The 23,953-nt window shown below is 54.4% G+C and carries 20 protein-coding genes; 16 read left to right on the top strand and 4 right to left on the bottom strand.

All coding sequences use genetic code 11. The annotated features are described in order from the left end of the window. Window positions 1–5: 5 nt before the first annotated feature. From B051_RS0113100 to B051_RS0113040, 12 genes are all read left to right on the top strand, one after another. Window positions 6–434 carry a hypothetical protein gene (locus tag B051_RS0113100; RefSeq protein WP_018478662.1) on the top strand — a complete coding sequence of 143 codons (429 nt, stop codon included), beginning with the start codon at window positions 6–8 and terminating at the stop codon, window positions 432–434. A 106-nt stretch (window positions 435–540) separates the two neighbouring features. Continuing rightward, entirely contained in the window at window positions 541–906 is a 366-nt protein-coding gene (locus B051_RS0113095; RefSeq protein WP_018478661.1) for a hypothetical protein, read from the top strand. A gap of 173 nt (window positions 907–1,079) precedes the next feature. Then, the gene (locus B051_RS0113090) at window positions 1,080–1,454 is read left to right on the top strand and encodes a DUF2200 domain-containing protein (protein ID WP_018478660.1); all 375 of its coding nucleotides are present in this window, start codon (window positions 1,080–1,082) and stop codon (window positions 1,452–1,454) included. A gap of 35 nt (window positions 1,455–1,489) precedes the next feature. Continuing rightward, window positions 1,490–1,990 carry a GNAT family N-acetyltransferase gene (locus B051_RS0113085; protein ID WP_018478659.1) on the top strand — a complete coding sequence of 167 codons (501 nt, stop codon included), beginning with the start codon at window positions 1,490–1,492 and terminating at the stop codon, window positions 1,988–1,990. Between the two features lie 332 nt (window positions 1,991–2,322). Continuing rightward, window positions 2,323–6,333: a response regulator gene (locus tag B051_RS0113080; RefSeq protein ID WP_018478658.1), complete on the top strand. Its 4,011-nt coding sequence runs from the start codon at window positions 2,323–2,325 to the stop codon at window positions 6,331–6,333. After that, window positions 6,323–7,153: a CheR family methyltransferase gene (locus B051_RS0113075; RefSeq protein ID WP_018478657.1), complete on the top strand. Its 831-nt coding sequence runs from the start codon at window positions 6,323–6,325 to the stop codon at window positions 7,151–7,153. Before B051_RS0113080 ends, B051_RS0113075 begins: the two co-directional genes overlap by 11 nt. Beyond that, entirely contained in the window at window positions 7,153–7,728 is a 576-nt protein-coding gene (locus B051_RS0113070; protein ID WP_018478656.1) for a chemotaxis protein CheB, read from the top strand. The genes B051_RS0113075 and B051_RS0113070 overlap by 1 nt, the downstream gene beginning before the upstream one ends. Beyond that, complete coding sequence (locus B051_RS0113065) at window positions 7,718–8,923, top strand: sensor histidine kinase (protein WP_018478655.1); 1,206 nt, start codon at window positions 7,718–7,720, stop codon at window positions 8,921–8,923. Before B051_RS0113070 ends, B051_RS0113065 begins: the two co-directional genes overlap by 11 nt. A 148-nt stretch (window positions 8,924–9,071) precedes the next feature. Continuing rightward, window positions 9,072–10,535, top strand: coding sequence for an aminoacyl-histidine dipeptidase (locus B051_RS0113060; RefSeq protein WP_026236385.1), 1,464 nt, complete (start codon window positions 9,072–9,074; stop codon window positions 10,533–10,535). Between the two features lie 979 nt (window positions 10,536–11,514). Further along, entirely contained in the window at window positions 11,515–12,555 is a 1,041-nt protein-coding gene (locus B051_RS0113050; RefSeq protein WP_018478652.1) for a phosphatase PAP2 family protein, read from the top strand. Between the two features lie 94 nt (window positions 12,556–12,649). Further along, window positions 12,650–13,075 (top strand): EamA family transporter, encoded by a 426-nt coding sequence (locus B051_RS0113045; protein ID WP_018478651.1) that lies wholly within the window; start codon window positions 12,650–12,652, stop codon window positions 13,073–13,075. A 3-nt stretch (window positions 13,076–13,078) separates the two neighbouring features. Then, window positions 13,079–13,564 (top strand): GNAT family N-acetyltransferase, encoded by a 486-nt coding sequence (locus B051_RS0113040; protein ID WP_018478650.1) that lies wholly within the window; start codon window positions 13,079–13,081, stop codon window positions 13,562–13,564. Between the two features lie 112 nt (window positions 13,565–13,676). Here the strand turns inward: B051_RS0113040 and B051_RS0113035 are convergent, their stop codons facing one another. Both B051_RS0113035 and B051_RS0113030 read right to left on the bottom strand, forming a co-directional pair. Next, complete coding sequence (locus tag B051_RS0113035; protein WP_026236384.1) at window positions 13,677–14,447, bottom strand: nucleotidyltransferase; 771 nt, start codon at window positions 14,445–14,447, stop codon at window positions 13,677–13,679. Window positions 14,448–14,693: 246 nt separating this feature from the next. After that, complete coding sequence (locus B051_RS0113030; RefSeq protein WP_018478648.1) at window positions 14,694–16,052, bottom strand: glycoside hydrolase family 2 TIM barrel-domain containing protein; 1,359 nt, start codon at window positions 16,050–16,052, stop codon at window positions 14,694–14,696. Between the two features lie 184 nt (window positions 16,053–16,236). Between B051_RS0113030 and B051_RS21285 the strand changes: the two genes are divergently transcribed. Further along, window positions 16,237–18,036 (top strand): glycosyltransferase family 2 protein, encoded by a 1,800-nt coding sequence (locus B051_RS21285; RefSeq protein ID WP_051080664.1) that lies wholly within the window; start codon window positions 16,237–16,239, stop codon window positions 18,034–18,036. Between the two features lie 113 nt (window positions 18,037–18,149). Then, window positions 18,150–18,920: a hypothetical protein gene (locus tag B051_RS0113020; RefSeq protein WP_018478647.1), complete on the top strand. Its 771-nt coding sequence runs from the start codon at window positions 18,150–18,152 to the stop codon at window positions 18,918–18,920. A 39-nt stretch (window positions 18,921–18,959) separates the two neighbouring features. On the opposite strand, the gene B051_RS0113015 is transcribed toward B051_RS0113020, so the two are convergent. Next, entirely contained in the window at window positions 18,960–19,838 is an 879-nt protein-coding gene (locus B051_RS0113015) for a glycoside hydrolase family 25 protein (RefSeq protein ID WP_018478646.1), read from the bottom strand. A 181-nt stretch (window positions 19,839–20,019) separates the two neighbouring features. On the opposite strand from B051_RS0113015, the gene B051_RS0113005 reads away from it, so the two are divergent. Beyond that, window positions 20,020–20,883: a M28 family peptidase gene (locus B051_RS0113005; RefSeq protein WP_018478644.1), complete on the top strand. Its 864-nt coding sequence runs from the start codon at window positions 20,020–20,022 to the stop codon at window positions 20,881–20,883. A 54-nt stretch (window positions 20,884–20,937) separates the two neighbouring features. Here the strand turns inward: B051_RS0113005 and B051_RS0113000 are convergent, their stop codons facing one another. Beyond that, window positions 20,938–22,053: an alanine racemase gene (locus B051_RS0113000; protein ID WP_033316871.1), complete on the bottom strand. Its 1,116-nt coding sequence runs from the start codon at window positions 22,051–22,053 to the stop codon at window positions 20,938–20,940. Window positions 22,054–22,243: 190 nt separating this feature from the next. On the opposite strand from B051_RS0113000, the gene hemN reads away from it, so the two are divergent. Beyond that, window positions 22,244–23,623 (top strand): oxygen-independent coproporphyrinogen III oxidase, encoded by a 1,380-nt coding sequence (gene hemN, locus B051_RS0112995; RefSeq protein ID WP_051080667.1) that lies wholly within the window; start codon window positions 22,244–22,246, stop codon window positions 23,621–23,623. The last annotated feature ends 330 nt before the right edge of the window (window positions 23,624–23,953 follow it).

Genomic DNA, 23,953 nt, shown 5'->3' with positions numbered 1-23,953 from the left:
GTAAAATGGCTCAAGTAGAACTGGTACAGTTTATCCCACAGACTGGAAGATATTTGATTTATTATCCTAAAAACTACGAGCTGCATGAAGATGAAGATAGTATAGTCACTATCTCACCTAATGATGGAAACAGCACAATGACAATTAGTGGATACGAAGTAGAAGGTGAAGCTGACGCAACAGTGATTGAACAGTTCTTATCCGGTATAACATCCAGCTACGAGCTAACATCAGAACTGAAGCTTGGTGAATTTGGAGAAGGTATCAAGATTGAAGCAACATTTAAAAAGGGAGAAAATAAATGGTTATGGAAAATTTTCTCATTAGGAAATGCTATGGTTGTAGTTTCGATAAATAGTGAAGATGTATTAAATTCTGAGCAACTAGGGCTATATGAATTTATGCTTCAGAATATGGAAGTTTATCCAGATTGATAAAATTCATTGCTAACTACACCTTTACCGTAGATTCCCCATGGCAAAGCCCAGCACGTTGGACATAATTCCAAAAAATCTTTAATGATAAACCAAAACCACACCCATGAAAAAGTGTACTTCCGCAATCCTGACGATTCTCCTAATTTCCTTATTCAGCTGTTCAGAAATGACAGGAGAATTTAAATACTTGAATCGACTAAAAGAATCTATATCTGAAAAATATGAAACCGAGAAAGTCGAAGTAAACATCAAAAACAAGAATGAATTGACTGTATCACTTACTGACCCAAAATTTGATGATTACAGTCCAGCGAAAAAAGAATATATTTCTCGAGAAATCGGAAAGCTAGCGCAGGAACTTAGAGAAGGCAAGGAAAAGATAAAATCAGGTGTGGTGAATTTCCGGGATGAAGCCAATTATGGTATAGCTAAAACCAGCAGCACGGTAACTTTCCAGATGTACGAATAGCCAAACCTACGCCCAACAGTATATAAAAAACAATGCTTAATTTGGTCTCAATTCGAGAGTCCTTGCTCGCTTGTTGCGCCGGTTATCCTGCGGACAATCTAGCTCGTCAGCTCGCACTGTTTTATACGCTACGCTACCCTCAAGCCAACAACCGCACACGCTAAAATACAAGTATGAAAAACACCCTTACCCACCAACAGCGCTTTGCGAAAATGACCTTCGCCTCGGTCTATCCTCTGTATCTGCAAAAAGTAGAGAAGAAAGGCAGAACGAAAGAAGAGCTGCATCAGGTCATAGCATGGTTGACAGGTTTCGATGACAGGAAGCTGCAAGAATTGATAGACCAAAATGTCACGTTTGAAGTGTTCTTCCAACAGGCTTCGCTAAACCCCAAGGCCCACCTCATCACCGGCGTGATTTGCGGGTATCGTGTGGAAGAGATTGAGGATGCGTTGACCCAGCAGGTCCGGTATCTGGACAAGTTGGTGGATGAGTTGGCGAAGGGCAGAAAGATAGAGAAAATTCTGCGCGGCTCACTGACCTCATGAGGCTCCGTCACTGCAGATAACCTAAAACAGACAACTTGAAGCTTCCTCCCTACGATAATTTCCCAACGCTTTCAGGTGACAAAATCACCTTACGCCAAATCCTGCCTACAGACATCCAAGACCTCATCGAGATTTCCTTCTACGATGCCATCCAGGCGACTACGGTAGAACAGGCGGCAGAGATGCAGGATAAAATAAACCAGGACTACCGTGACGGCAATTCAATCCATTGGGGCATCATCGAGAACGCAACGAACCGCATCAGCGGGACCTGCGGCTATTACCGCGGACTTGAGAAAGGCGAAGGGGAACTTGGCTGCGTACTGTTGCCCCAATTCAAGGGGCTGGGCATTATGACAGATGCCATGCGGTTAGCCATTGACTTCGGACTAAACCACATCGGACTGAAACGCATCTGGGCAGTAACAACCAGAAAAAACGACAAAGCCATCCAACTTCTGGAGAGGCTTGGTTTCATCAAGATAGCGGACTTGCCCGATGATGAAGTGGAATATGAGCTGAAGACAGCTCGTTGACACGCAGAAATCAAACCACTAGTTTGGCAAAATGCCGACGATATACTCCTCCATTCTTGCTTGAGCTTATCAAACACACGCACTGCACCTCGATTATTCTACCCAGAACCTTCCGTGCGCCAAGCCCGAAACACTGACAAGAAAAACCTCCTCTGGCCCACGCGCAAGCATATTGGGGGGCATCTGAATCGGGTTGAAAATAAACCTGCCTATACCTGAAATCCACCTCCACCCTATTCCTGAAATCAAAAAGCAAATTACTGCTTGTTTTGCTAACTTGCGGTTTAATCCGAGTGGGCTGCTATACCCTTGCCTAAACCTACGTTAGCTAGATGAACATAATCAAGAACCTCAAAATAAGAGACAAGCTCCTGCTCCTGCTCTCCCTGCTGCTCTTCCCGCTTTTATACCTTGTGTTCTCTACGGTCAGGTTGGAGGTACAGGAAAACGAGAAGCTGCAACGAGAGGCAATCCAACTCGAGGAAACGGACAAGCTATCGGCCTTGCTCCACGCTTTCCAGAAAGAGCGGGCGCGCATTCTAGCTGCCGACGGCGGAAACACAAACTACCTGCTGCAAGCCAAGGCCCTGCGGAGCAACACCGACGCCATGGAGCGCGAACTGAAGGTTTTCCTGAACAACACGGGCCGCCAGTTCGCTGATTTGGCGCTGCTGAACGATTTGAAGAAATACCGGAATGGCCTGGACCAGGAAAGGCTCGATGTACAGGAGTTCCGGTCCTATTCCTCCAGCTTGATTTTCACCTTCCTCGACAGGATAGAGGCCAACGCAACAGGCACCGGCAACGCCACCATAGGCCGTCAGCTAGCCAGTCTGCGGCACCTGGCGGAGGCTAAAATCCATCTGGGGCGAATCAGGAGTCTGCTGATGATGGTGATTCAGGAAGGCGCTTTCTCTTATCAGGAGTACGCCCAGATAAACTCGCAACTAGACGCCTATAACAGGTCGCTGACCACCTTCAGCCACTATGCTGACGAGGCAACCGAGCAGCAGGTGCAGGAAGTAACCACAAGCCAGAACTACAAGCATGTTGCCAACCTGCTACAGGCCATAGAGGCAAAGCCTGAGCTCAACCTATCCTCCTATAACACCACTGAGACGTTCAACCGGTTCACTCAGAGCATAGAGGAGTACAGGTCTATTGAAAAAATCCTGATTGACAACATCCGGCAGCAGGTTGAAGCCGAAAGCGACCGCAAGCAACAATACATGGCGGGGCTGCTAGTGGTAGCTATCCTCATACTGGGCCTGACCATCACGCTTTCCGTTTACATCGTCAACCTGATTTCCTACTCGCTCTCATCGCTCAAGACGGCGGCCGACCGCATCCGACTCGGCGCGACTGATGTGGTGATTGACATCAACAGCAAAGATGAGATAGGCAGCGTGGCGGACTCTTTTAAGGGTGTACTGAACAAGACCGTCGTCTTGTCGCAGGTGGCGCAGGCCATAGGCGAACGCAGGTATGATGTAGAAGTGCCCGTGCAGAGCAAGGAGGATGTGCTGAGCCACGCCATACGCGACATGAGGGACAACCTGCAGGGTTTCACCGCCGACAATGCCAACCGCAACTGGACGCTGACCGGCCTTTCGGAACTGAACAACGCCATCGGCAGCGAGATTACACTGGATGAGGTGACGGAAAGAGCCATTTCCTATCTCTGCGACTACACCGGTTCAGAGGCCGGTATCCTCTACCTGCACAGCGACAGCAACAACCTAACCCCGGCCGCCAGCCATGGCCTGCTCTACAGCAAAGAGCAGCTTCCCTCCTTCCGCATTGGCGCCGGCAAGGTAGGCAAAGCCGTAAGCGACCGCAAAAGCCAGATACTGGAAGGCATACCGGATGAGTACCTCAAAATCAAGACAGGCTTGAGCGAGATAGCACCTGCCTCCATCATCATCGTGCCGCTGTACTTCGGCCGGAACATCGTGGGTGCGATTGAGCTCTGCTCCCGCCAGCCCTATACCCCGTTGCAGCAGTCCTTCCTGGACACAGCCGCTGAGCGGGTAGCCGTGATGGTGCATACCCTGAAGGCGCACCTGCAAACGCAGGAACTGCTCTACGAGACCCAGAACCAGGCCGAGGAACTGGAAACGCAGCAGGAAGAACTGCGCCAGCTGAACGCCGAGCTGAAGGCCTCGGAAGAGGAACTGCGCGTGAACCAGGAGGAGCTGCAGGAAAAGAACGTCGAGCTCGAGGAGAAGGCGCAGCTGCTGGAAGAACAGTACGAAACGCTGCACACCAAGAACAAGGCGCTGGAGGACGCCCGCCAGGCCATTGAACTGAAGATACAGCAGGTGGAGACGGTGAGCAAGTACAAGAGCGACTTCCTGGCCAACATGAGCCACGAGCTGCGCACCCCGCTCAACAGTATTCTCATCCTGTCCAGGCTGCTGGCCGACAACGCCGAGAATACCCTGTCGACGAAACAGATAGACCACGCCCAAATCATACACCGCTCCGGCAACGACCTGCTCAAGCTGATAAACGAGATACTCGACCTGTCCAAGATAGAATCAGGTATGGTGAAGCTGGAGACTAACGAAATCAGGTTGGAGGACGTCTCCATGGAGCCGATGTTCCGGGAGGTGGCCTCCCGCAAGAACATTCGCTACACCGAGAGGTATAGCCCGGGCAGCTTCGACACCATCACCACCGACCGCTTCCGACTGGAGCAGATTCTGAAGAACTTTATCGGCAACGCCATCAAGTTCACCGACGAGGGCGGCGAAGTCGAGTTGTCCATCTACCAGGTCACCAAGCGTCCGAAGTTCAAGTCCGAGCACCTGCGCGAGCAACCGGAGGTCATCGCCTTTGCCGTGCGTGACACAGGTATAGGTATAGCCCAGGATAAGCAGGAAGTCGTGTTCGAGGCCTTTCAGCAAGCCGACACCTCCACCACCCGCCGGTATGGCGGTACCGGGTTGGGCCTCACCATCAGCAAGGAGCTGGCCACGCTGCTGGGCGGCGAACTGATGCTGGAGAGCGAGCCGGGCAAAGGCAGCACCTTTACGCTATACCTGCCCCGCATACCTGCCTCAGCCGGCAAGAAAGCCACGCAAGCCCCACAGGCACAGGCTATACCTGCCAGCAGAAGCGAGTCCGTGCACCACATGTTCGAGCAGTTGGACACCCAGCGCCAAAAGGACATCTCTGTGCTGATTGTGGAGGACGACAAAGGCTTCAGCGACATACTGGCGGACTTCGCAGCCGCCAAGAACTTTACCGTGCACCAGGCCTATACCGGCCAGGATGGCCTGCAACTAGCCCGCCAACAGAAGCCTGACGCCATGCTGCTCGACATCCACCTGCCCGACATGTCGGGCTGGGACGTGCTGAAGCAGGTGCGCGAGGACAGGCAGCTGCGCCATGTGAACGTGCACGTGATGTCGGCCTATGACAAAGCCGTGATAGGCGAGCACGCCGATAACGAAGAGTACCTGCCCAAGCCGGTGACCCTGGAGATGCTCAACAAAGCCTTCACCACCATATCCGGCATATCAGACAACTCCATTGAGAACATCCTTATCGTGGAGGACAACGAGGTGGAGAACCAGGCGGTGGCAGAGCTGCTGCTGGCGCACAACCTCAAGTCCACCTCCGCCTACTCCGCCGAAGAGGCCGAGCAGGTGCTGGCCCGCCAGAAGGTGGACTGCATCATCCTGGACCTCAACCTGCCGGGCATGAAGGGCTACGACTGGATGAAGAAAATCAAGTCGCAGACCGGCCTCTCGGATATACCTATCATCATCTACTCCGGCAAGGACCTGAGCGAGGAGGAGGAGACGCAGCTGAAGCAGTTTGCCAACACCATCATCATCAAGAACGAGTACTCGTACCTGCGCCTGCTCGATGAGGTACAGTTGTTCCTGCACAAGGTCAACCAGAAGCTGCCGCCGGGCAATGAGTTCAAGATGAAGCTGCATGTGCCCGAAGAGGTGCTGCGCGGCCGCAAGGTGCTGGTGGTGGACGATGATGTGCGCAACATCTACTCGCTGAGCAGCCTGCTGGAGCTGCACGGCATGGAGGTGGTGGCCGCCTACGACGGAAAGGAGGCGCTCGAGAAACTCGAGACGGAGAAGAAAATCGACATGGTGCTGATGGATGTGATGATGCCCGAAATGGACGGCATCGAGGCGACAAAACGAATCCGGGAGAATTCTCGTTTCAAACAACTGCCCATCATCGCGCTCACCGCAAAAGCCATGAAAGAAGACAAGGAGAACTGCATCGCTGCCGGTGCATCTGATTATGTACCCAAACCGGTGGATACCGACAAGTTGCTTACCCTGATGCGCGTCTGGCTGTATGAAGCTTGAGAACGAGGCTCATTTTGAGCAGGATGTGGAAACGTTGATTGAGGAGATAAAGCAGCAGTACGGCTACGACTTCAGTGGCTATTCGCGGGCCTCGGTATACAGGCGTATCAAGCGGTTCCTTTCGCAGAAGCACCTCAACTCGCTGGAGCAACTGCGGGGGCACCTCTTCAGCGACAGCTTCTTTTTTGAGAACTTCCTGCAGGAAATCACCGTGAACGTGACGGAGATGTTCCGTGACCCGTCTTTTTTTCTGTCGCTGCGCCAGAATGTTCTGCCTATCCTGTCTACCTACCCTTTCATCAAGGTATGGGATGCCGGCTGCTCCACCGGCGAGGAGCTTTTCTCGCTGGCTATCCTGCTGCAGGAGGAAGGTCTGCTGGGCCGCACGAAAATCTACGCCACCGACATCAACCAGAAAGTGCTGAAGCAGGCCAAAACCGGCATTTTTTCGGCAACCAACATGCCCGCCTATACCGCCGCCTACTATGCCGCAGGGGGCAAAAAGGAATTCGCCAGCTACTACACCAGCAACTACGGCAGCGTGAAGTTTGACTCCGCGCTGGTGAAGAACGTGGTGGTATACCCCCACAACCTGGCCACCGACTCCTCCTTCAATGAGTTTCACCTGATTGTGTGCCGCAACGTGCTCATTTATTTCAACCGGGTGCTGCAGGAGCGGGTGTACAGCCTATTCGATGAGAGCCTGGTCAGCTTGGGCTACCTGGCGCTGGGCAAAAAAGAAACATTGGCCATGGCTGGCATTAGCAACCGCTATACCGCAGTAGACAAAAGCAACCGTGTATACCGTAAGACAAACTGATGCAGCAGGAAGCGTCAAGGCTGGTCGTGATTGGGGGGTCCTGGGGAGGCATACAGGCCTCTCTCAGCATCCTCTCTGCGCTTCCGGCAGACTACAGCATCCCCATCGTGCTGGTGCTGCACCGGCTGCGCACTACGGAGGGCAGCCTGCAGGAGATATTCTCGACAAGGCTGGCCCTGACTGCCCTGGAGGTGGAGGAAAAGGAGCCGCTGCTGTCTGGGCACGTGTACATAGCCCCTTCCAACTACCATGTGCTGCTGGAGACGGACCATACCTTGTCGCTGGATGATTCGGAGCTCGAAAACTACTCACGCCCCTCCATCGACGTCACGTTCACGAGCGCAGCCGATGTCTACGGGGCCGGCACCATCGGAATTCTATTGAGTGGGGCCAGCAGTGATGGAAGTTCGGGATTAAACTATATCTTTGAGAAACAAGGCGAGGCCATTGTACAGGCTCCCGAAGAAGCGGAGGTCTCGACCATGCCACTGGCAGCCATCGCGAAGACCCCTGGTTGCCGCGTGATGAACTTGGCGCAAATACAAGCTTATTTACTTTCTGTACATGATCACTGACCATACTCCTATTCCTTCCGCCACAAAGTCAGAGGTGCATCCTGTAAAGATTCTGCTGGTAGACGACAAGGCGGAAAACCTCGTGAGCCTGGAGAGCCTGCTCTTGAGTGAGGAGCAGGAAATCACTTACCTGTTTGCCAACTCCGGCGAAGAGGCGCTGAAAATCGCCCTGCAGGAAGAACTGGCCCTTATCCTATTGGATGTGCAGATGCCGGGTATGAACGGGTACGAAGTGGCCCGCTACCTGCGCGACATCTCCAAGACACGCCATATCCCCATTATTTTCGTGACGGCCATAAACGAACAGGATGCGCACGTGATTGAGGGTTTCGAGGCCGGCGCCGTGGACTTCCTGTTCAAACCGCTGCACCCCTACATCACCCGGGCCAAGGTGGCCACATTTGTGCGCTTCTACCTCCAGAAGAAAAAGCTCGAAGAAGCCAACCGCCTCTCACTGGAGATAAACCAGGAGTTGGAAGAACGGGTGATAGAACGCACCCGGGAACTGACCCGCGTCAACAAAGACCTCGACAACTTTGTGTACACCGCCTCGCACGACCTCAAGGCTCCTATTAACAACATTGAGGGCCTGATGGTGGCGCTGGATGAGACCATGCAGGAAAAAGGCTTGGGCCATGAAGAGGTGTCCGACATCATCCGGATGATACACGATGCCATTTTCCGTTTCAAGAACGCCCTGCAGGACCTGACCGAGGTGGCCAAGGTGCAGTACGAGGAATCGGCGGAGCATGAGCGCGTCGGCTTCCAGGAGATACTGGAGGATGTGCGGCTGAGCATCAAGGACCTGATTACAAAGTATGACGCGACTATAGAAGAGGACTTCTCGGCCACCCCCGACATCGTCTTCTCCCGGAAGAACCTGCGCAGCATCCTTTACAACCTGGTTTCCAACTCTATCAAGTACAGCTCCCCGGAGCGCAAACCCGAGATTTCCATCAGCACGGCCAGCCAAGAGGGCTTTACCGTGCTGACGGTGCGCGACAACGGACTGGGCCTGCGCAAGGAAGACCAGCAGAAGGTGTTCGTGATGTTCAAGCGCCTGCATGCTCATGTGGAAGGCACAGGCGTGGGTCTGGCTATTGTAAAGCGCATCGTGGAGAACTGCGACGGCAGGATAGAATTTGAGAGCGAACTGGGCAAAGGCTCTGTCTTCCGCATCCTCCTCAAATCCTAGAGTATAGCCGCTGCCTGACCGATTGGCTTCCGCGGCTTTTTGCTACATTAGCGCCTGGAATCTGGTAAGAAAATCGCTGCGCTATACCTGTGCAGCGGCCACCGTTGAACCAGAAGAGAACCGAAAAATCAGAAAACAACAAGCAACTATGAGTACTGAAGTGAGGGCCCTGGAGCCCAAGGAACTATGGAATAATTTCGCTGATTTGAACGCTGTGCCCCGTCCTTCTAAAAAGGAAGAGCGCGTGGTGGCTTTCGTGAAGGAGTTCGGCCAGAAACTGGGGCTGGAGACCATACAGGACGAAATCGGCAACATCATCATCAAGAAACCAGCCACGCCCGGCATGGAAGACCGCAAGACGGTCCTCATTCAGAGCCACGTGGACATGGTGCACCAGAAAAACGCCGACACGGACTTTGACTTCGATACACAAGGTATTGACATGTATGTGGACGGCGACTGGGTAAAAGCCAGAGGCACCACGCTGGGCGCCGACAACGGATTGGGCGTTGCCTCCATCATGACCTTGCTGGCTTCGAAAGACATCGAACATCCGGCTATCGAAGCTCTGTTTACGATAGATGAGGAGACAGGTATGACGGGCGCTCTTGGTTTGAAGAGCGGTATGCTGGAAGCCGATATCATGCTCAACCTCGACACGGAAGACGACACTGAGTTGACCATTGGCTGTGCCGGCGGCGTGGATATCAACGCCACGGCTAGCTATCAGCCTGAAGCAGTTTCAGGTGCCGTGAAAGGGTATAGAATCAGCCTCAAGGGCCTTACCGGCGGCCACTCCGGCATGGACATCTACCTGGGCAGGGGCAATGCTAACAAACTCATGAACCGCCTGTTGCACCACGCAGCGGAGCAGCATGGGTTACGCATTGCCACCATTGATGGTGGTAGCCTGCGCAACGCCATCCCACGTGAGTCAGTTGCACTGGTGGCTATACCTGCTGGTCAGGCAGAAGCCTTTGAGAACTCCGTAGAAGAGTTGACAACCGTTCTTAAGCATGAGCACGCGACCACCGACCCGAACCTGGTGGTGCAACTGGAGCCTGCTGATGCCCCGGCACAGGTGCTGCCAACAGATTTCCAAGGCAGACTGCTGCGTGCGCTCTATGCCTGCCCGAACGGCATCTACCGCATGAGCCCCGAGATTGAGCACCTGGTGCAGACCTCCAACAACGTGGCCCGTGTACTCGTGCAGGACAGCAGCATCACCATACAATGCCTCACCCGCAGCTCCGTTGACAGCGAGAAAATGGATTTAGCCGCTGCCATCAAGAGTGCCCTTGAATTGGCAGCAGCCTCTGTGAGCTTTAGCGGCCAATATCCTGGCTGGATGCCACGGCCAGGCGCCGGCATCGTGCAGTTGATGAGCGACTTGTACAAAGAGAAATTCAATGGAGAGGCACACGTCAATGCCTGCCACGCCGGCCTGGAGTGCGGCATCATCGGCGCCAACTACCCCGAGATGGAGATGATTTCCTTCGGCCCCAACATCCGCGGCGCCCACTCCCCGGATGAAAAGGTGCAGATTAGCTCGGTGCAAAAGTATTGGGATTTCCTGCTGGAAACGTTGAAGCGTATACCGGCCAAAGTATAAGTATCATGTAGATTTATAGGCAAAGCCGCTATGTGTTACCATGGAGCGGCTTTTTGCTATTCTGCGGTTTTGAAAATGCTGTTTCATGGCCACTGCTTTTGTTTTTTGCTCGCTGAGTTGTGGTACAGCTTCGCCTGTGCGGCGGGCACTCACTTTTCTCCTTGATGAGAATCGAGGGCCCCTACCCCCAAAGAAAGCAAAAGAATCAAGACGCTTTTGAACTCGCTGAAAGCTCTTAAAGAGGGCCCCTACCCCCACAGTGGAGCGCCATCAGGTGCACCTGGCTCAAACCGCCGCTCGGTTGCTACAGGGCAACTCTCCCCTTGAGGGGAGTCAGAGGGGTGTCAAGGCTATACCTGCCCGTGGTAATTTGCTACACCGCTTATACCTGACCAACAGTAATGTCAGCCTCCCCCTTCTGGGGTAGGGGCTCTCAAAAAAGTTAAGGAGGGGCAGGGGTGGTTGCACAAGGCTATACCTATACACTCTCTGTCATTTCGGCGATAGGAGGAATCTGTTACCATAGCCACCGCCGGTGCGAGCGCAGCGGGAACTTGTGGTAAAAGATGAGAGGCTGTTACAGAAGGTGCCTCTCAGAAATGCCGCATCTACACTAACGCTGGATGCTGGGCCAGGAGGGTATAGGATTTCTCCTATCGTTGAAATGACAAAAATGTAAAGGAATGACAGTTAGTGTGGTCATCCCCCATCGAAGGGAGCAGGGGGAAATCAATCATTCTCAATTTCTTTTTGTTAGCACCACAGGGTAAGCAAGTGGTATAGCAACAGCTTCTGGCTACGCCGCCCACGGCTCAGGAGCTCCAGAATAGGAAGCTGCGATGGGAAAACGCATCCCGCCGGTGTATAGCCAGAGCCCTCAGCAAAAGTATTATGCAAAAAACATATTCCACTCCTGCGTCTTTCCAACCACCTCCCCGTCATCCTGATGAATGTAAACCAAACGTAAGCACTTCATCATATGGAACCGATTTATCAATTTGCTACACCAAAGTCTGTCGCGCAACTCAAAGCTGAGTTGGAGAACGAGACAACAGCCAACAGTCAGAACACAGGTCATGGCACTACCTCCTGCTGCAAGCAAGTGCAGGAAAAGTCAAAGACAAACATAACTCCTGTCTTGGCATTGGCCTTCCTCCTGCTTTCGTCTCTGTTTTTGAGCGCTCCCTCCTGGGCCCAAGCCGTAACGCCACAAGCATTGGCCTACAAATCTATCCTACCAGCTAAAACTGTCCCGGAGACGACAAGCAAGGCCTTGGATGACATTCGATTCCCGGAATCAGAATTCAAGCGAGGGGCCTACCTCAAGATGCGGACGGTATACCTGCAGGTACCGGCAAGCAGATTCAAAATCAAGCCTTTCCCGGCCAACAGCTCCGCTGAAACGCGGGCCGAACTGGATTTCCTGCTCCAGCTGCAGCAAAGCCGTACCGCAGAGGAAATAGCCAGAACCGAAGCGATGGCTGACATCTACTTTGACCCGCTGAACACCAACCCTTCAGACCCGGACTATACCCGCAACATCAACAGCCTGTTTTATATTGGTCGGGACCTGGGGCCATGGTTTATGCCTGAAAAGCTTCCTGTCACAGCGCGGGTGCTGCAAAATGTGCTACAAGATGCCACCTACTACTTCTTCTCCCTGAAGGCCGACTTCAACAGAGCCAGGCCCTACCACCTGGAGCCGCGCCTGCAGCCCCTCGAAGCACCAGGACATGCCTCCTACCCCAGCGGCCACTCCTCCGCCTCACACGTGCATGCCTACCTGCTTAGCCACATCTTCCCAGCGTATGCTGACCACTTTATGGGAGTTGCCAGTGAGATGGCTTTTTCCAGGGAGACACGGGGCGTGCATTACCCAAGCGATTCGGAGGCTGGCAAGGAGTTCGCCCGTCAGTTTGTGGAGGAGCTCCTGAAGAACAGGAAGTTCCGCTCCGATTTCGAAGCGGTGAAGGCTGAGATAACACAGGTCAGTATGGCCAACAAACTTACCAGAAACTAGATACGATAATTTCGAGAGACTGACGGATTTTCCGGCCACATATGGATTGAGTATCAAAAACCTGTCGTACTATTGTGGCCTGAAAAATTTGAGAATGGAAACATGGTTAGGTTATGCACTCATTGCCATGCTCACAGGGGGCGTGGCGATGGTGTTTGCGAAGATGGGGATGAACAACAATGCCAATGAACACCTTGCCCTGGTGATACGAACCGGCGTGCTGTTCCTGATGGTGCTGGCCAACGCCCTATACGCCGGTGGGCTCAAGTCCGCAAGGCTGATTGACAGCAAGACGCTGACCTGGTTTGTGCTGGCAGGCGCCTGTACCGCCGTCTACTGGATTCTCTATTTCAAAGCCATCAAAACAGCTGATGTATCCATTGTAGCCACTATCGACCGGGCAGGTATACTGGTAACCGTGCTGCTCTCCTACTTTCTGTTGAACGAGCCGCTCACGCCCCGCCTCTTGCTAGGTATGGGCGTTATCCTGTGTGGCACCCTCATTCTAGTCTGGAAATAACACATGGTACAGGTGATACCCATGCAGCCGGAACATGCGGGGGCTGTCCTCCAAATTTATGGAGAAGGCCTGCGGACCGGTTTCTCTACCTTCAACACCGAAATACCTTCCTGGGAGGATTGGGACAGAAACCACCTGCCCCACACCCGCCTGGTGGCCATTGCGGCTGGTGAAGTTATGGGTTGGGTGGCGTTGTTGCCTGTCTCGGACCGACACTGTTACCGCGGAGTGGCCGAATTCAGTATCTACATAGCCGCCGCCCACCGAGGCACAGGTATAGCCGACCTGCTCATGCAACACCTGATTGCAGAGAGCGAGGCCAACGGCATCTGGACGCTACAGTCTGCCACTTTCGCTGAGAATACAGCCAGCCTGCGCCTGCAGGAGCGCCACGGCTTCCGGCAGGTGGGTTACCGCGAGCGGGTGGCGCAGCTGCACGGCACCTGGCGCAACACCATCCTGCTGGAACGACGAAGCGATAGGTTCTGAAGGTGATAGTTGTATATACTGCCCCAAGAGGGAAGTCATGAAACAGACGAGGGCGCTGCAGAAAAAATCTGCAGCGCCCTCGCTCGCTCAGGTATACCTGAGGTGTGGCACATCAAATCGTCCGGATAGTGACTACTTTGTAATCCCACTCCGTGATGTCTGGGCCGTATTGCGTCTGGTCGATGAAGGGGCCGCGGCAAATTTTCTCTACAGGCGTCTCCACCTCATACTGCTCTTTGGCGCGCAACAGCAGTTCGTCCATCAGCCAGCGCGGGATGATGTCTCGCTCCGACGGGTACACGAACTGGAAGCTTAGGAACTGGGCCAGCAGCAGCTGCCAGTGGCGTTCGGTGTAGGTCCACAAGCGGTTCCAGTCCAGCTTGTCGCCGTAACGCAGGATGATGTGGTTGATGTCTGACCCATCGTAGCGCTCCCGGTTTTGCACATACAGCTTGCACCAAATCAACTCCTCGGCAGGCATGAACCGCACCTTGATGCCGTAGAGCTCTCCTTCCACCGCGTGCTCGAACCACCGGTCGTCCACCGGGCACAGGCTGCCCGGGTTGTTGAAGATGAGGTCCACCAGATTGTCTCCCTTCATCGCTTTCGCCAGCCAGCGCGCGTCCGTCATCTGGGTATCGTAGCCGCTTTCGCCAAAGGTCTTCAGGATGCGCGGGCATTCGCCCGCCTTGCAGAAGATGTCGAGGTCTTTGGTGGCGCGCTTGATGCCGGTATACATGTCCAGGGCAAAGCCTCCTCCCACCAGGAATTTGGCGCCGCTCTGCACCAGCAGCTCCAGCGCCTCCTTGTAGAAAGCGTGCGCGCCATCTAGCTCCTGCACGGCTTCTACATCTATTGTTACGTTGTTTATCTCTTTACTCATTTGATTGAAATCATGCTCCAGAAAAATATTAAACAAGGCTTCAGAAGAGGATGGCAATGCCCGGGAAGGGCCTGCCTTACAGGACAATCAGAAATTGTACTACTCCTGTACTGAAACTGGGGTAAGTGGTTTACTCAGAAATGGCTGCCTTGGTTATACCTCTCACTAAATAAGTGGCAGGACAGTCCCTCTTCTGTTTCTGTCGCTCCACGGCTATATCTGGCAATTGGACAATATCTCGGATTTCTAATAAAAATCAAGCGCGGAACTGTAGGCGGCGTTGGTCTTGACATAAAAAGGAAAGTTGGCGGTAGCCACGTTGCCCTGCCCGTCATACACGTAAGCGTACAGCCTATAGGCGCCGTCTTTTCTAGGGGCTTTCACCACCACTTTGGCACCCTCAGCCGCACCAAGTACACCCTGCACCAGTTCCGGTTTCTCTTGTTTGATGGTGTTTCCGTCTTCGCTCACGGTCTCGGGCAGCACCTCCCATTTCACCTGGAGTGGGTCTCCATCCGGATCGGTGGCGTATACGGCAGCGGTGCATTCTTCCCCAGGCTTTAGGTATACCTGGTCCGAAGGGAAAATGTCTTTGATGGAAAGGTAAGCCACATGTGGTGCCTTGTTGAAATCTGACTTGCCAGTCCACAGCTCGCGCATGACCTGCACCAGTTCCGTTTCCTCACCGGTTTCGGTCATCAGGCTGAACCAGGTGGGTGTGGTCTCATACTTGTAGCCCCAAATGAACACATAGGCTCCGAGACAACGGTCTTTGTCCCCTAACACGGTACGTTTGTAGTTGGCCCGAGCAAAGGCAGCTTTCTCGGAGCTGGTCTGCTCTATGGGCGCATACCACCAGGTGGTGTAGGCCTCCCAATAGCCTCTGCCTCCGAACTCGGCAATCACATAGGGGCCGTCCCAGTCGGTCTCTTTTATCTCATCGGGCAGGTTGTGCATGGACCCGAAAGCATTGATGGACAGGATATCGATGGCCGGGCAACGCCGCTTGATGAGGTTTACCACTTTCAGGGGCACGTTCATGACGGTGGTGGTGGTCGGGTGGTCGGGGTCTACTTCGTGAATCATCTCGGCTATCCCATTCACGGCGTCCCATACCTTCACGTTAGACCCTTCTGCATACAACTCATTGCCTACTACCCACATCAGCAGGGCCGGGTGGTCTTTGTACTTGAGCACCTCCTGCCGGAGCCGCTCCTTCTGCGCCGCCACGTCCTCCTTGTCGTAATAGTTGAAACCTTCGCGCTCGCGCTCCATCCAGAGTCCCAGCATCACGGTGAGCCCGTTGGCGTGCGCCTCATCCAGTATGCGCTTTGCATCGTCGGTGTGCCATACCCGCACCGAGTTACCGCCATAGGCCTTCACCCGGTCAAAATGCTCGTAGCCGGCAGCGCCCTTTATAAAATAGGGTTCGCCATCTTTATACAAGGTGAATTTCCCTCCTGCTTTCACCACCTCTACTTTCCTGCCTTGTAGGCTATACCTGTTTGCGTCAGATGCCCTGGAAGAACAAGAGATGAACAGCGGGATTAGGGCCAGGCAAATTGCACTTTTAAGCAGGATAATGGAGGTATGGCAGGTGCGCATGGGTAGGGCGTGGCGGAAGTAGGTATAGCAATTAATTATGTTCAGGGAATAACTTTTGAGGCTATTACGAGTATAAACGCAAGATGTTATCAAGCCCAGCGAGCTGACGGCTATAAGATTAATTCGTCTTAGCGGATGCTTCTAATTTTACACTAAAAAAATCCTGTTTTGTCGTTTCTCAGACATGCATACCTATACCGAGCCTAAAAAAGAGCAACGCTCTTCCATACCCGCCGTCACCCCAAAGCCACAGGACATCCGCACCATCCGCCTCATGATTGTGTTAGGGCTTGTGACCATGGCGCTGTTTCTGTACTGGTTTCTGGACAAGGACCATGTGGGGTACATGCCCCTCTACATCCTGCTCACCACTGCTCTGTTCTTCAAACTGCTCCGCACCCTGCATGAGTGGTACCACTACTTTGATGTGAGTGCTCCCATTGCGCCCAAACTGCGTACCAGGTTCAAGGTGGATGTGCTGACCACTGCCTGCCCCGGCGAGCCGCATTCCATGATTGTAAACACCCTGGAGGCCATACAGCGCATTCGCTACCCCCATACCACCTACCTTTGCGACGAAGGAGATGACCCTTATCTGAAAGCACAATGCGAACGATTGGGCGTCATGCATGTGACCCGCACCGTGAAGGTCGACGCCAAGGCCGGCAACATCAACAATGCGCTCCGGCAAGCAACCGGCGACATCTGCCTTATCCTTGACCCGGACCACGTGCCGGTGCCGGAGTTTCTGGATGAGGTGCTGCCTTACTTCGAGGACCCGGAAATCGGCTATGTGCAGTGCGTGCAGGCCTATCATAACCAGAAGGAGAGCCTGGTGGCCTACGGCGCCGCCGAGCAGACCTACAGCTTCTACGGCCCCATGATGATGGGCATGAACTCACACGGCACGGTGCAGGCCATCGGAGCCAACTGCACCTTCCGCCGCAGCGCCCTCGACAGCATAGGAGGCCACGCAGCCGGTCTGGCCGAGGACATGCACACGGCCATGCAGCTGCACGCCAAAGGCTGGAAATCGGTGTACGTGCCCAAAATTCTGACCCGCGGCCTGGTACCCGGCACATTGGCCGCCTATTTCAAGCAGCAGGTGAAGTGGAGCCGCGGCACCTTTGAACTGTTGTTCACGGTATACCCCCGGCTGTTTAGCAAGTTCACCTGGCGCCAGCGCATACACTACTTCACGCTGCCCATGTACTACCTCTTCGGCGTGTTCAACCTCTTCGATTTCCTGATACCCTCGCTGTCACTTATACTGGCAGAGTTCCCGTGGTATGTTTCGCTGGGCGAGTTCGTTATCATGTTCACTCCTTTCTTCCTGATTTCCATTTGTATTCGGCAATACGCGCAGCGCTGGCTCCACGAGAAGAACGAAAAGGGATTCCACCTGTTCGGGGGTATACTGCGCACCGGCACCTGGTGGGTGTTCATGCTGGGCCTCATCTATTCCATATTCCGGGTGAAAGTGCCTTACATCCCTACCCCGAAAGATGACAAACCCAAGAACAACTGGGTGCTCAGTCTGCCCAACATACTCATGGTGTCCGCTATACTGGGTGCCATCGCTTACTCGCAGTACATCTACGACCACGTGTTCACCAACCCTTATGTGCAGATGATGGTGATGTTCTCGCTCGTGAATGTGCTCATACTGGCCAGTGTGGTGGTGATTGGTCAGGAGAAGTTCATCCAGTGGGTGCGCCACAACGTGCTGCATGCGCGCCTGCTGCAGCCCCTCTTCCAGCCACTCCGCCTGTTCATCTGGCGCACCCGGCACGGGTTCTACGATGGTATACGCTACGCTGCCATCGTGATTACGATTGTGGCGGCAGCCGTTTCCTCAGGGTTTCTGTTGTTCGGGTATAAGCCCTACGGAAACAATACCCGCAGCCAGGACATCCCCATGGTACACAAGCTTCCGCAAAAAGCCAGTACCTCCATCCAGAGCGTGGTGCAGTACGTCCGCTAGGGCCTCGCCATTAAACCAGCAGGTATGGCATTCTTTGACATCATTTAAACCGATGCCACAGCGCTTCGTTTATAATAAAGTGCATATTCACTAACGCTATAAACGACAAGGCTATGAACAGAGACAGAGAAAACAGAAACTACGGCCAGCACGAAGGCGACTTCCATACCCACCGCTCCGATCGCTACCGCCACCCGGAAAGTGACAGCAACTATGGCCACAATGCCTACGGCTCCTCGGCCCGCGGCGGCTACGGCCACCAGGGCAATTACCGCGCCGGCGGCCGCGGTAATTACTCCAACATCAACATCACAGACAGCGACACCTACAGCACCTCCCGCAACTATGGCAACATGGGCAGCTATGGCGGGGCGCAGGGCTTTGGAGACATCCGCGGTGGCCGACATACCTCCGACCATCCGTTCGACAGCGGCATGGGCTCCTCCCAAGCCTATATGGGAAGGGAACGCGAGCGAGAAACCGACAGAGGCGACAATCCGAGAGGCTACAGTTCTTTTGGAAACGAGAGCTACAGCCGTGGCGGAAGCTATGGCAGAGGGCAGAGTGGCTACGGAGGACGCAACCAGGAAGACCTATACGGCCACGATACCTCCCGCCGCTTCCAGGGCAGCGCCGGACAAAGCAGGTATGACTTTGAGCGGGACGATTACTACAGCTCCAACTACGGCGATGACCAGGGCAACTACATGGGCGGTGGCTACCACCGTATGACCCAAAGCAACTACGGTGCCGGCGACTATGGCTCATCCGGCCACATGGAGCGTGGAAACCAGGGCAGAGATATAGATAGAGATATGGACCGAGAAAGGGGCGGCTCACGTAATTTCAACACCGCCCAGAACAGGTGGAACACAGACTGGTAGTTGGTTATACCTGCTCCCACAAAACAGAGAAGGCGCGGCTTATAGCTGCGCCTTCTCTGTTTTTCCGGCCGCCTTGGGTTGCAGGCATACCTTCCGTAGTTCCTGTTTGCTTCCGTAGAAGATGTTGCAGTCCACCTCGCCCCTGATGCCGTCAATCACGCCGCGGTCGGTGTGCTGCCAGAAGGAAAGCAGTGTCCGTTCGTTGCGCTGCAGGGCCAGTTCCTTCACGTTGTAGTGGGCAATCCAGAGGGGGTATTCGTCGAAGTAACCCTCCAGGTAGTCTTTGTAGAAACTATAGCCGGTGTAAATGACGGGCTTGATACCGTAGGCCCTTTCCACCAGCACCAGCCACTCTTTCAGGTCTCCCCGGAAATGGTTGAGCGGCTGCCGGCCCCGCACCTCCACATCCAGCACGGGTGGCAGGTCGCCGGGCTGGAGCGTGACCGCGCCCACGAAGTTGTTGGCCTGCACATCCGGACTCACGTTGGGCCGGTAGAAATGGTACGCTCCCCGGATGATGCCGACCTCCGCCGTCTTTTCCCAATTCTTGCTGAAGTGGCTGTCTTTGAGCTTGGCTCCCTCGGTGGCCTTGATGAAGGCGAAGGAGACATCGTTGTCGCGCACCTTCTCCCAGTTGATGTTGCGCTGGTACTTCGACACGTCAATGCCCAGCAGCGTGTTGCCCAACGGACTGTGACCTTCCGGCCAAACCGGTTGCTTTTTTTCGGTGAAGACCTCCACATACAGCACCAGTAGCCCGATAGCCGCCACCACACCCAGACCTATCCAGAAGGGCAGCCGCGAGGGCTGCTTCTTTTTTTTCTTCCGCTGCACCGGCGCACGGGGCACCTTGGGAGCCTGCGTAGGCTTGGGTGTCCGGATGGGTTTAAGCGGTTTGGGTGTCTTGACTGTACTCATACTTCCTCCGCAGCAAAGGTATAATTTTCGGGCAAATGAAGGGTATAGGAAGTCTGCTCCAGCATGAATATTTCGGTATAGCTCAAGCAGCCCTGCCCAACCTGAAATTTATACCTACCTGCCTCACAAACACTTACCCGCAAATCCGTAGAAAAAGTTTTGTCACCAAGAAACAAGAACAATGGACGCAAGCAAGGAAAGACTACACCAAGATGTGGAACGGCTGACCACCATTCAACCCGCCCGCAACTACCGGAACATGGAGGCGCTTGACGCCGCCGCCGACTACATCCGGAGCGAGTTTGAGCAGTTGGACTGTGAAGTGACCGAGCAGCCGTTCAAAGTAGATGGCAGGACGTACCGCAACATCATCGCCTTCTTCAGGGGCAGCCATAGCAAAGAGCGCGTGGTGGTGGGGGCGCACTATGACGTGTGCGGCGACCAGCCCGGTGCCGATGACAACGCCAGCGGCGTGGCGGGCCTGCTGGAAACGGCCCGACTCCTGCACGCGCAAAAGCCCACTCTGCAACAAGACCTGGAGTTGGTGGCCTATTGCCTGGAAGAACCTCCATACTTTGCCAGCGAGGACATGGGGAGCGCCGTGCATGCCAAATCGCTGCACGAGCAGCAGGTGAAAGTAAAGTGTATGGTGTGCTATGAGATGATTGGCTACTTTTCGGATGAGCCCAATTCGCAGAAATTCCCTGACCCGCAACTGGCCAAACACTACCCGAGCACGGGCAACTTCATCGTGGTGGTGGGCAAGACGGGCCAGGAAAAGTATACCGAGCATGTGCGTGACCTGATGCGGCAGCATACCTCCGATGCCGTGCACTCGGTGAACCTGTCGGCGGGTTTCGGACTCGTGGGCCTCTCCGACCACCGCAACTACTGGACCTACGGCATCGACGCCGTGATGATAAACGACTCCTCTTTCTTGCGCAACCCGCACTACCACCAGACCAGTGACACCATCGACACGTTGGATTTCGACCGGATGGCAGCCGTGGTACAAGGGGTGTATGCGGCAATTATCCGGTTGTGATTTGTAGGAATCTGTTTGTCTGCCAGATAAGTTGCTATACCTATGGGATACTCCTCAGCCCACCACCGGCACACCCGATAGGTGCTCCAGGTGTTTTCCGTCCAGAGAGGTATAGCCGCGCATGGCATCGGCAGTGAGGCAGGAGTGAATGGGCAGTATGCCCATCAAATCGCCTACCTTATACCTGTCAAACAGCTCCTTGGAGGTCCGCACCGTACCATGCTCCTGCGACAGCGACACCAGTGCTATACCTTCCAGCGGGGCAGACCAGCCGTTCTCTGACAGTTCCACCACCCGCCCGAAGATGACAGACCCATCCAGCTCCAAGAGGCTGTCTTTGGAAAAATGTACACTGCCCCCATGCACGATGATTTCGTTGCGCTCCGGGTGCTTGGCAATGACCGGGCAGGCCATGCACACCGCTATCTGCTCGAAGCTGCAGGAACCGATGTGCTGCTGCGTCAGGTCGTAAAAAACGTAATTTCCTGGCCTGATTTCATCCACGCCGTTGATGGTTTCCAAAATACTGCAGGACGGCGTGTCGCCGATGGAGACTTGTAACTCAGGTAAGCGGGCTTTATACCTGTCGCGCACCAGGTGCAGGAGGAACACGGTGGTATGGTGGATGGTGCGGATGGCCTCTTTGTCGGTCTGTTTGTAGGTATGGCCGTCGTGGGCCAACACACCGGTAAAGTGCAGCTTATCGCTCTGCTCCAGCAGGTGCACAATGTGGTCCAGCTCTTCGTGGCTGTGCGGCAGAATGCCGGTGCGGCGGTAGCCGGTGTCAATCTTGAGCCAGAGTTTCACCGGGTGCTGCAGTTGCTGCGCCAGCGCCTCCACCGTCTCGATGTTCACGGCTACCAGGTGCAGCTGTACCTGGCTTGCCAATTCATTCACCAGCTCTATCTCCCGGATGTTCACAGGTATAGCCACCAGGATGTCGTCCCAGCCGTGTTGAGCGAAGTAGCGCGCCATGGTGAGCGATGAGACGGTGATGCCCGTGGTGCCCTGCTCCCGGAACCACTCCCCCACCTGCGTCGACTGGTGCGTCTTGAAATGCGGCCGCAGCCGGATGTTATTGCGCCTCGCCTTCTCCGCCATCATCTTAATGTTCTGTCGGCACTTGGTTTCATCGAGTAAAAGCGTGGGTACTGTGATATGTTCTAGCATAGCGATTTCTTGGGTAAATCTGTGCCTTCTTCAGGATAATCTGACGAATGTCACCCTTCTGGCATCCCCTAAATTTGAGAAAAAACGGCAGGACTGACAAATATCATTTCTTAACCGCAACGGGTGCCCGACCTTTGTCAACGTAATGGAGCAGGTTTCTGCTTCGGTATTCTTATCAACCCTATTGCTTATGAAAACTGCTGTCACTCCCGCTACTCCTGCCGAACTATTGGCCAAGTACGATGTGCCATCACCCCGCTATACCAGTTACCCTACTGTTCCGTTCTGGGACGAGAAGCCGCTGACCGAGGAGCGCTGGAAGCTGCATGTGCAGCAGGCTTTCCGCAAGACAAACAAAAAAGAAGGCATCAGCCTATACCTGCACCTGCCCTTCTGCGAGAAACTGTGTACTTACTGCGGCTGCAACAAGCGCATCACCAAAAACCATGCGGTGGAGGAGCCTTATATGGTGGCCCTGCTGCAGGAGTGGGAGCAGTACCTGGCGCTGTTTGACGAGAAACCACGCATCACGGAGCTGCACTTGGGTGGTGGCACCCCTACCTTCTTCAGCGCCCAAAACCTCAAAATGATGCTGGAGAAACTGCTGGAGAAAACCGAGATTACGCCCGATGCGGCATTCAGCATCGAGGTTCACCCGAACGCGACCAACGCCGAGCAGCTGCAGGTGCTCTACGACCTGGGCTTCCGCAGACTGAGCGTCGGCATACAGGACTTCGACCCGTATGTGCAGCTCGTCATCAACCGCATCCAGACGTTTGAGAAGACAAAAGAGATATTCGACATAGCCCGTGCCATTGGCTATACCTCCATCAACGGCGACATCATCTACGGCCTTCCGCACCAGACTGCCGCCAGCGTGCACAACACCATCGAGAAAGTGAAAGAGCTGCGCCCGGAACGCATCGCCTTCTACAGCTACGCCCACGTGCCCTGGAAGAGCAAAGGCCAGCGCCGCTATTCAGAGGCCGACCTGCCGTCACCGGAAGTGAAACGCGGTCTGTATGAACTGGGAAGAGCCATGTTGGAAGAGGCCGGTTACATCGAGACAGGTATGGACCACTTCGCGCTGCCAGAGGATGAGCTGTGTATCGCGTCTGCCAACGGCAAACTGCACCGCAATTTCATGGGCTATACCGCCCGCCATACCGAACTCTTGATTGGCCTGGGCGCCTCCAGCATCTCTGATACCGGCACCGCCTTCATGCAGAACGTGAAGGAAGTGGAGCCTTATGAAGCCGCCGTGCTAGAGGGGCATCTGCCTATCCTGAAGGGCCACGAACTGACCGGTGAGGACATGCTGCTGCGCAAGCACATCCAGAACCTGATGTGCCGCGACTACACCAGCTGGAGCGAGGACGATTTGCCTTACTTCGTGGATGCCCTCGTGCGCCTGCAGCCCTTGGCTGAGGACGGACTGGTGGAATACAGCAACCACGACATACAGGTGCTGCCAGCCGGCAAGCCTTTCGTGCGCAACATCGCCATGTGCCTAGACGCCCGCCTCTGGGCCAGCCAGCCAACTGAGCCTGTGTTCAGTAAGTCAGTATAAGGTGAGTGAGGAATGGGGTTGAATCTACAATCCCGTGGCAGGGTCCGGAGAGCGCAGGTTCTCCGGACTTTTGCTTTGTATAGTACTTAGTCTGGCTTCTCTGTTGTGTCTGTTTCTCTGCATTTGCCTTCGTAGTTGCTGGTTTTACAGTTCGCTCGCTGAGTTGTTTCATAGCCTGGCCAGGCGGGCCTCACTTTTTGTCTTGACACAAATCGAGGGTCCCTACCCCACTCGCTGACCGCTCGAACAGTGGATCGCCAAAATGTACACTTGGCAGTTGTCTTTGCTTTGTAGCTGATGTGGAAACTCTCCCCTTGAGGGGAGTCAGAG

Source organism: Pontibacter roseus DSM 17521 (assembly GCF_000373265.1).
Classification (GTDB): Bacteria; Bacteroidota; Bacteroidia; order Cytophagales; family Hymenobacteraceae; genus Pontibacter; species Pontibacter roseus.
This window is presented reverse-complemented; position numbering and strand designations above follow the sequence as displayed.

Bases quoted from the DNA above. Each gene is read 5' to 3' on its own strand.
- B051_RS0113090 (WP_018478660.1), top strand. From the start codon at position 1,080: ATGAAAAACACCCTTACCCACCAACAGCGCTTTGCGAAAATGACCTTC.
- B051_RS0113000 (WP_033316871.1), bottom strand. From the start codon at position 22,053: ATGCTAGAACATATCACAGTACCCACGCTTTTACTCGATGAAACCAAG.
- B051_RS0113065 (WP_018478655.1), top strand. From the start codon at position 7,718: ATGATCACTGACCATACTCCTATTCCTTCCGCCACAAAGTCAGAGGTG.
- hemN (WP_051080667.1), top strand. From the start codon at position 22,244: ATGAAAACTGCTGTCACTCCCGCTACTCCTGCCGAACTATTGGCCAAG.
- B051_RS0113095 (WP_018478661.1), top strand. From the start codon at position 541: ATGAAAAAGTGTACTTCCGCAATCCTGACGATTCTCCTAATTTCCTTA.
- B051_RS21285 (WP_051080664.1), top strand. From the start codon at position 16,237: ATGCATACCTATACCGAGCCTAAAAAAGAGCAACGCTCTTCCATACCC.
- B051_RS0113040 (WP_018478650.1), top strand. From the start codon at position 13,079: ATGGTACAGGTGATACCCATGCAGCCGGAACATGCGGGGGCTGTCCTC.
- B051_RS0113030 (WP_018478648.1), bottom strand. From the start codon at position 16,052: ATGCGCACCTGCCATACCTCCATTATCCTGCTTAAAAGTGCAATTTGC.
- B051_RS0113080 (WP_018478658.1), top strand. From the start codon at position 2,323: ATGAACATAATCAAGAACCTCAAAATAAGAGACAAGCTCCTGCTCCTG.
- B051_RS0113045 (WP_018478651.1), top strand. From the start codon at position 12,650: ATGGAAACATGGTTAGGTTATGCACTCATTGCCATGCTCACAGGGGGC.
- B051_RS0113070 (WP_018478656.1), top strand. From the start codon at position 7,153: ATGCAGCAGGAAGCGTCAAGGCTGGTCGTGATTGGGGGGTCCTGGGGA.
- B051_RS0113075 (WP_018478657.1), top strand. From the start codon at position 6,323: ATGAAGCTTGAGAACGAGGCTCATTTTGAGCAGGATGTGGAAACGTTG.
- B051_RS0113035 (WP_026236384.1), bottom strand. From the start codon at position 14,447: ATGAGTAAAGAGATAAACAACGTAACAATAGATGTAGAAGCCGTGCAG.
- B051_RS0113005 (WP_018478644.1), top strand. From the start codon at position 20,020: ATGGACGCAAGCAAGGAAAGACTACACCAAGATGTGGAACGGCTGACC.
- B051_RS0113020 (WP_018478647.1), top strand. From the start codon at position 18,150: ATGAACAGAGACAGAGAAAACAGAAACTACGGCCAGCACGAAGGCGAC.
- B051_RS0113060 (WP_026236385.1), top strand. From the start codon at position 9,072: ATGAGTACTGAAGTGAGGGCCCTGGAGCCCAAGGAACTATGGAATAAT.
- B051_RS0113050 (WP_018478652.1), top strand. From the start codon at position 11,515: ATGGAACCGATTTATCAATTTGCTACACCAAAGTCTGTCGCGCAACTC.
- B051_RS0113015 (WP_018478646.1), bottom strand. From the start codon at position 19,838: ATGAGTACAGTCAAGACACCCAAACCGCTTAAACCCATCCGGACACCC.
- B051_RS0113100 (WP_018478662.1), top strand. From the start codon at position 6: ATGGCTCAAGTAGAACTGGTACAGTTTATCCCACAGACTGGAAGATAT.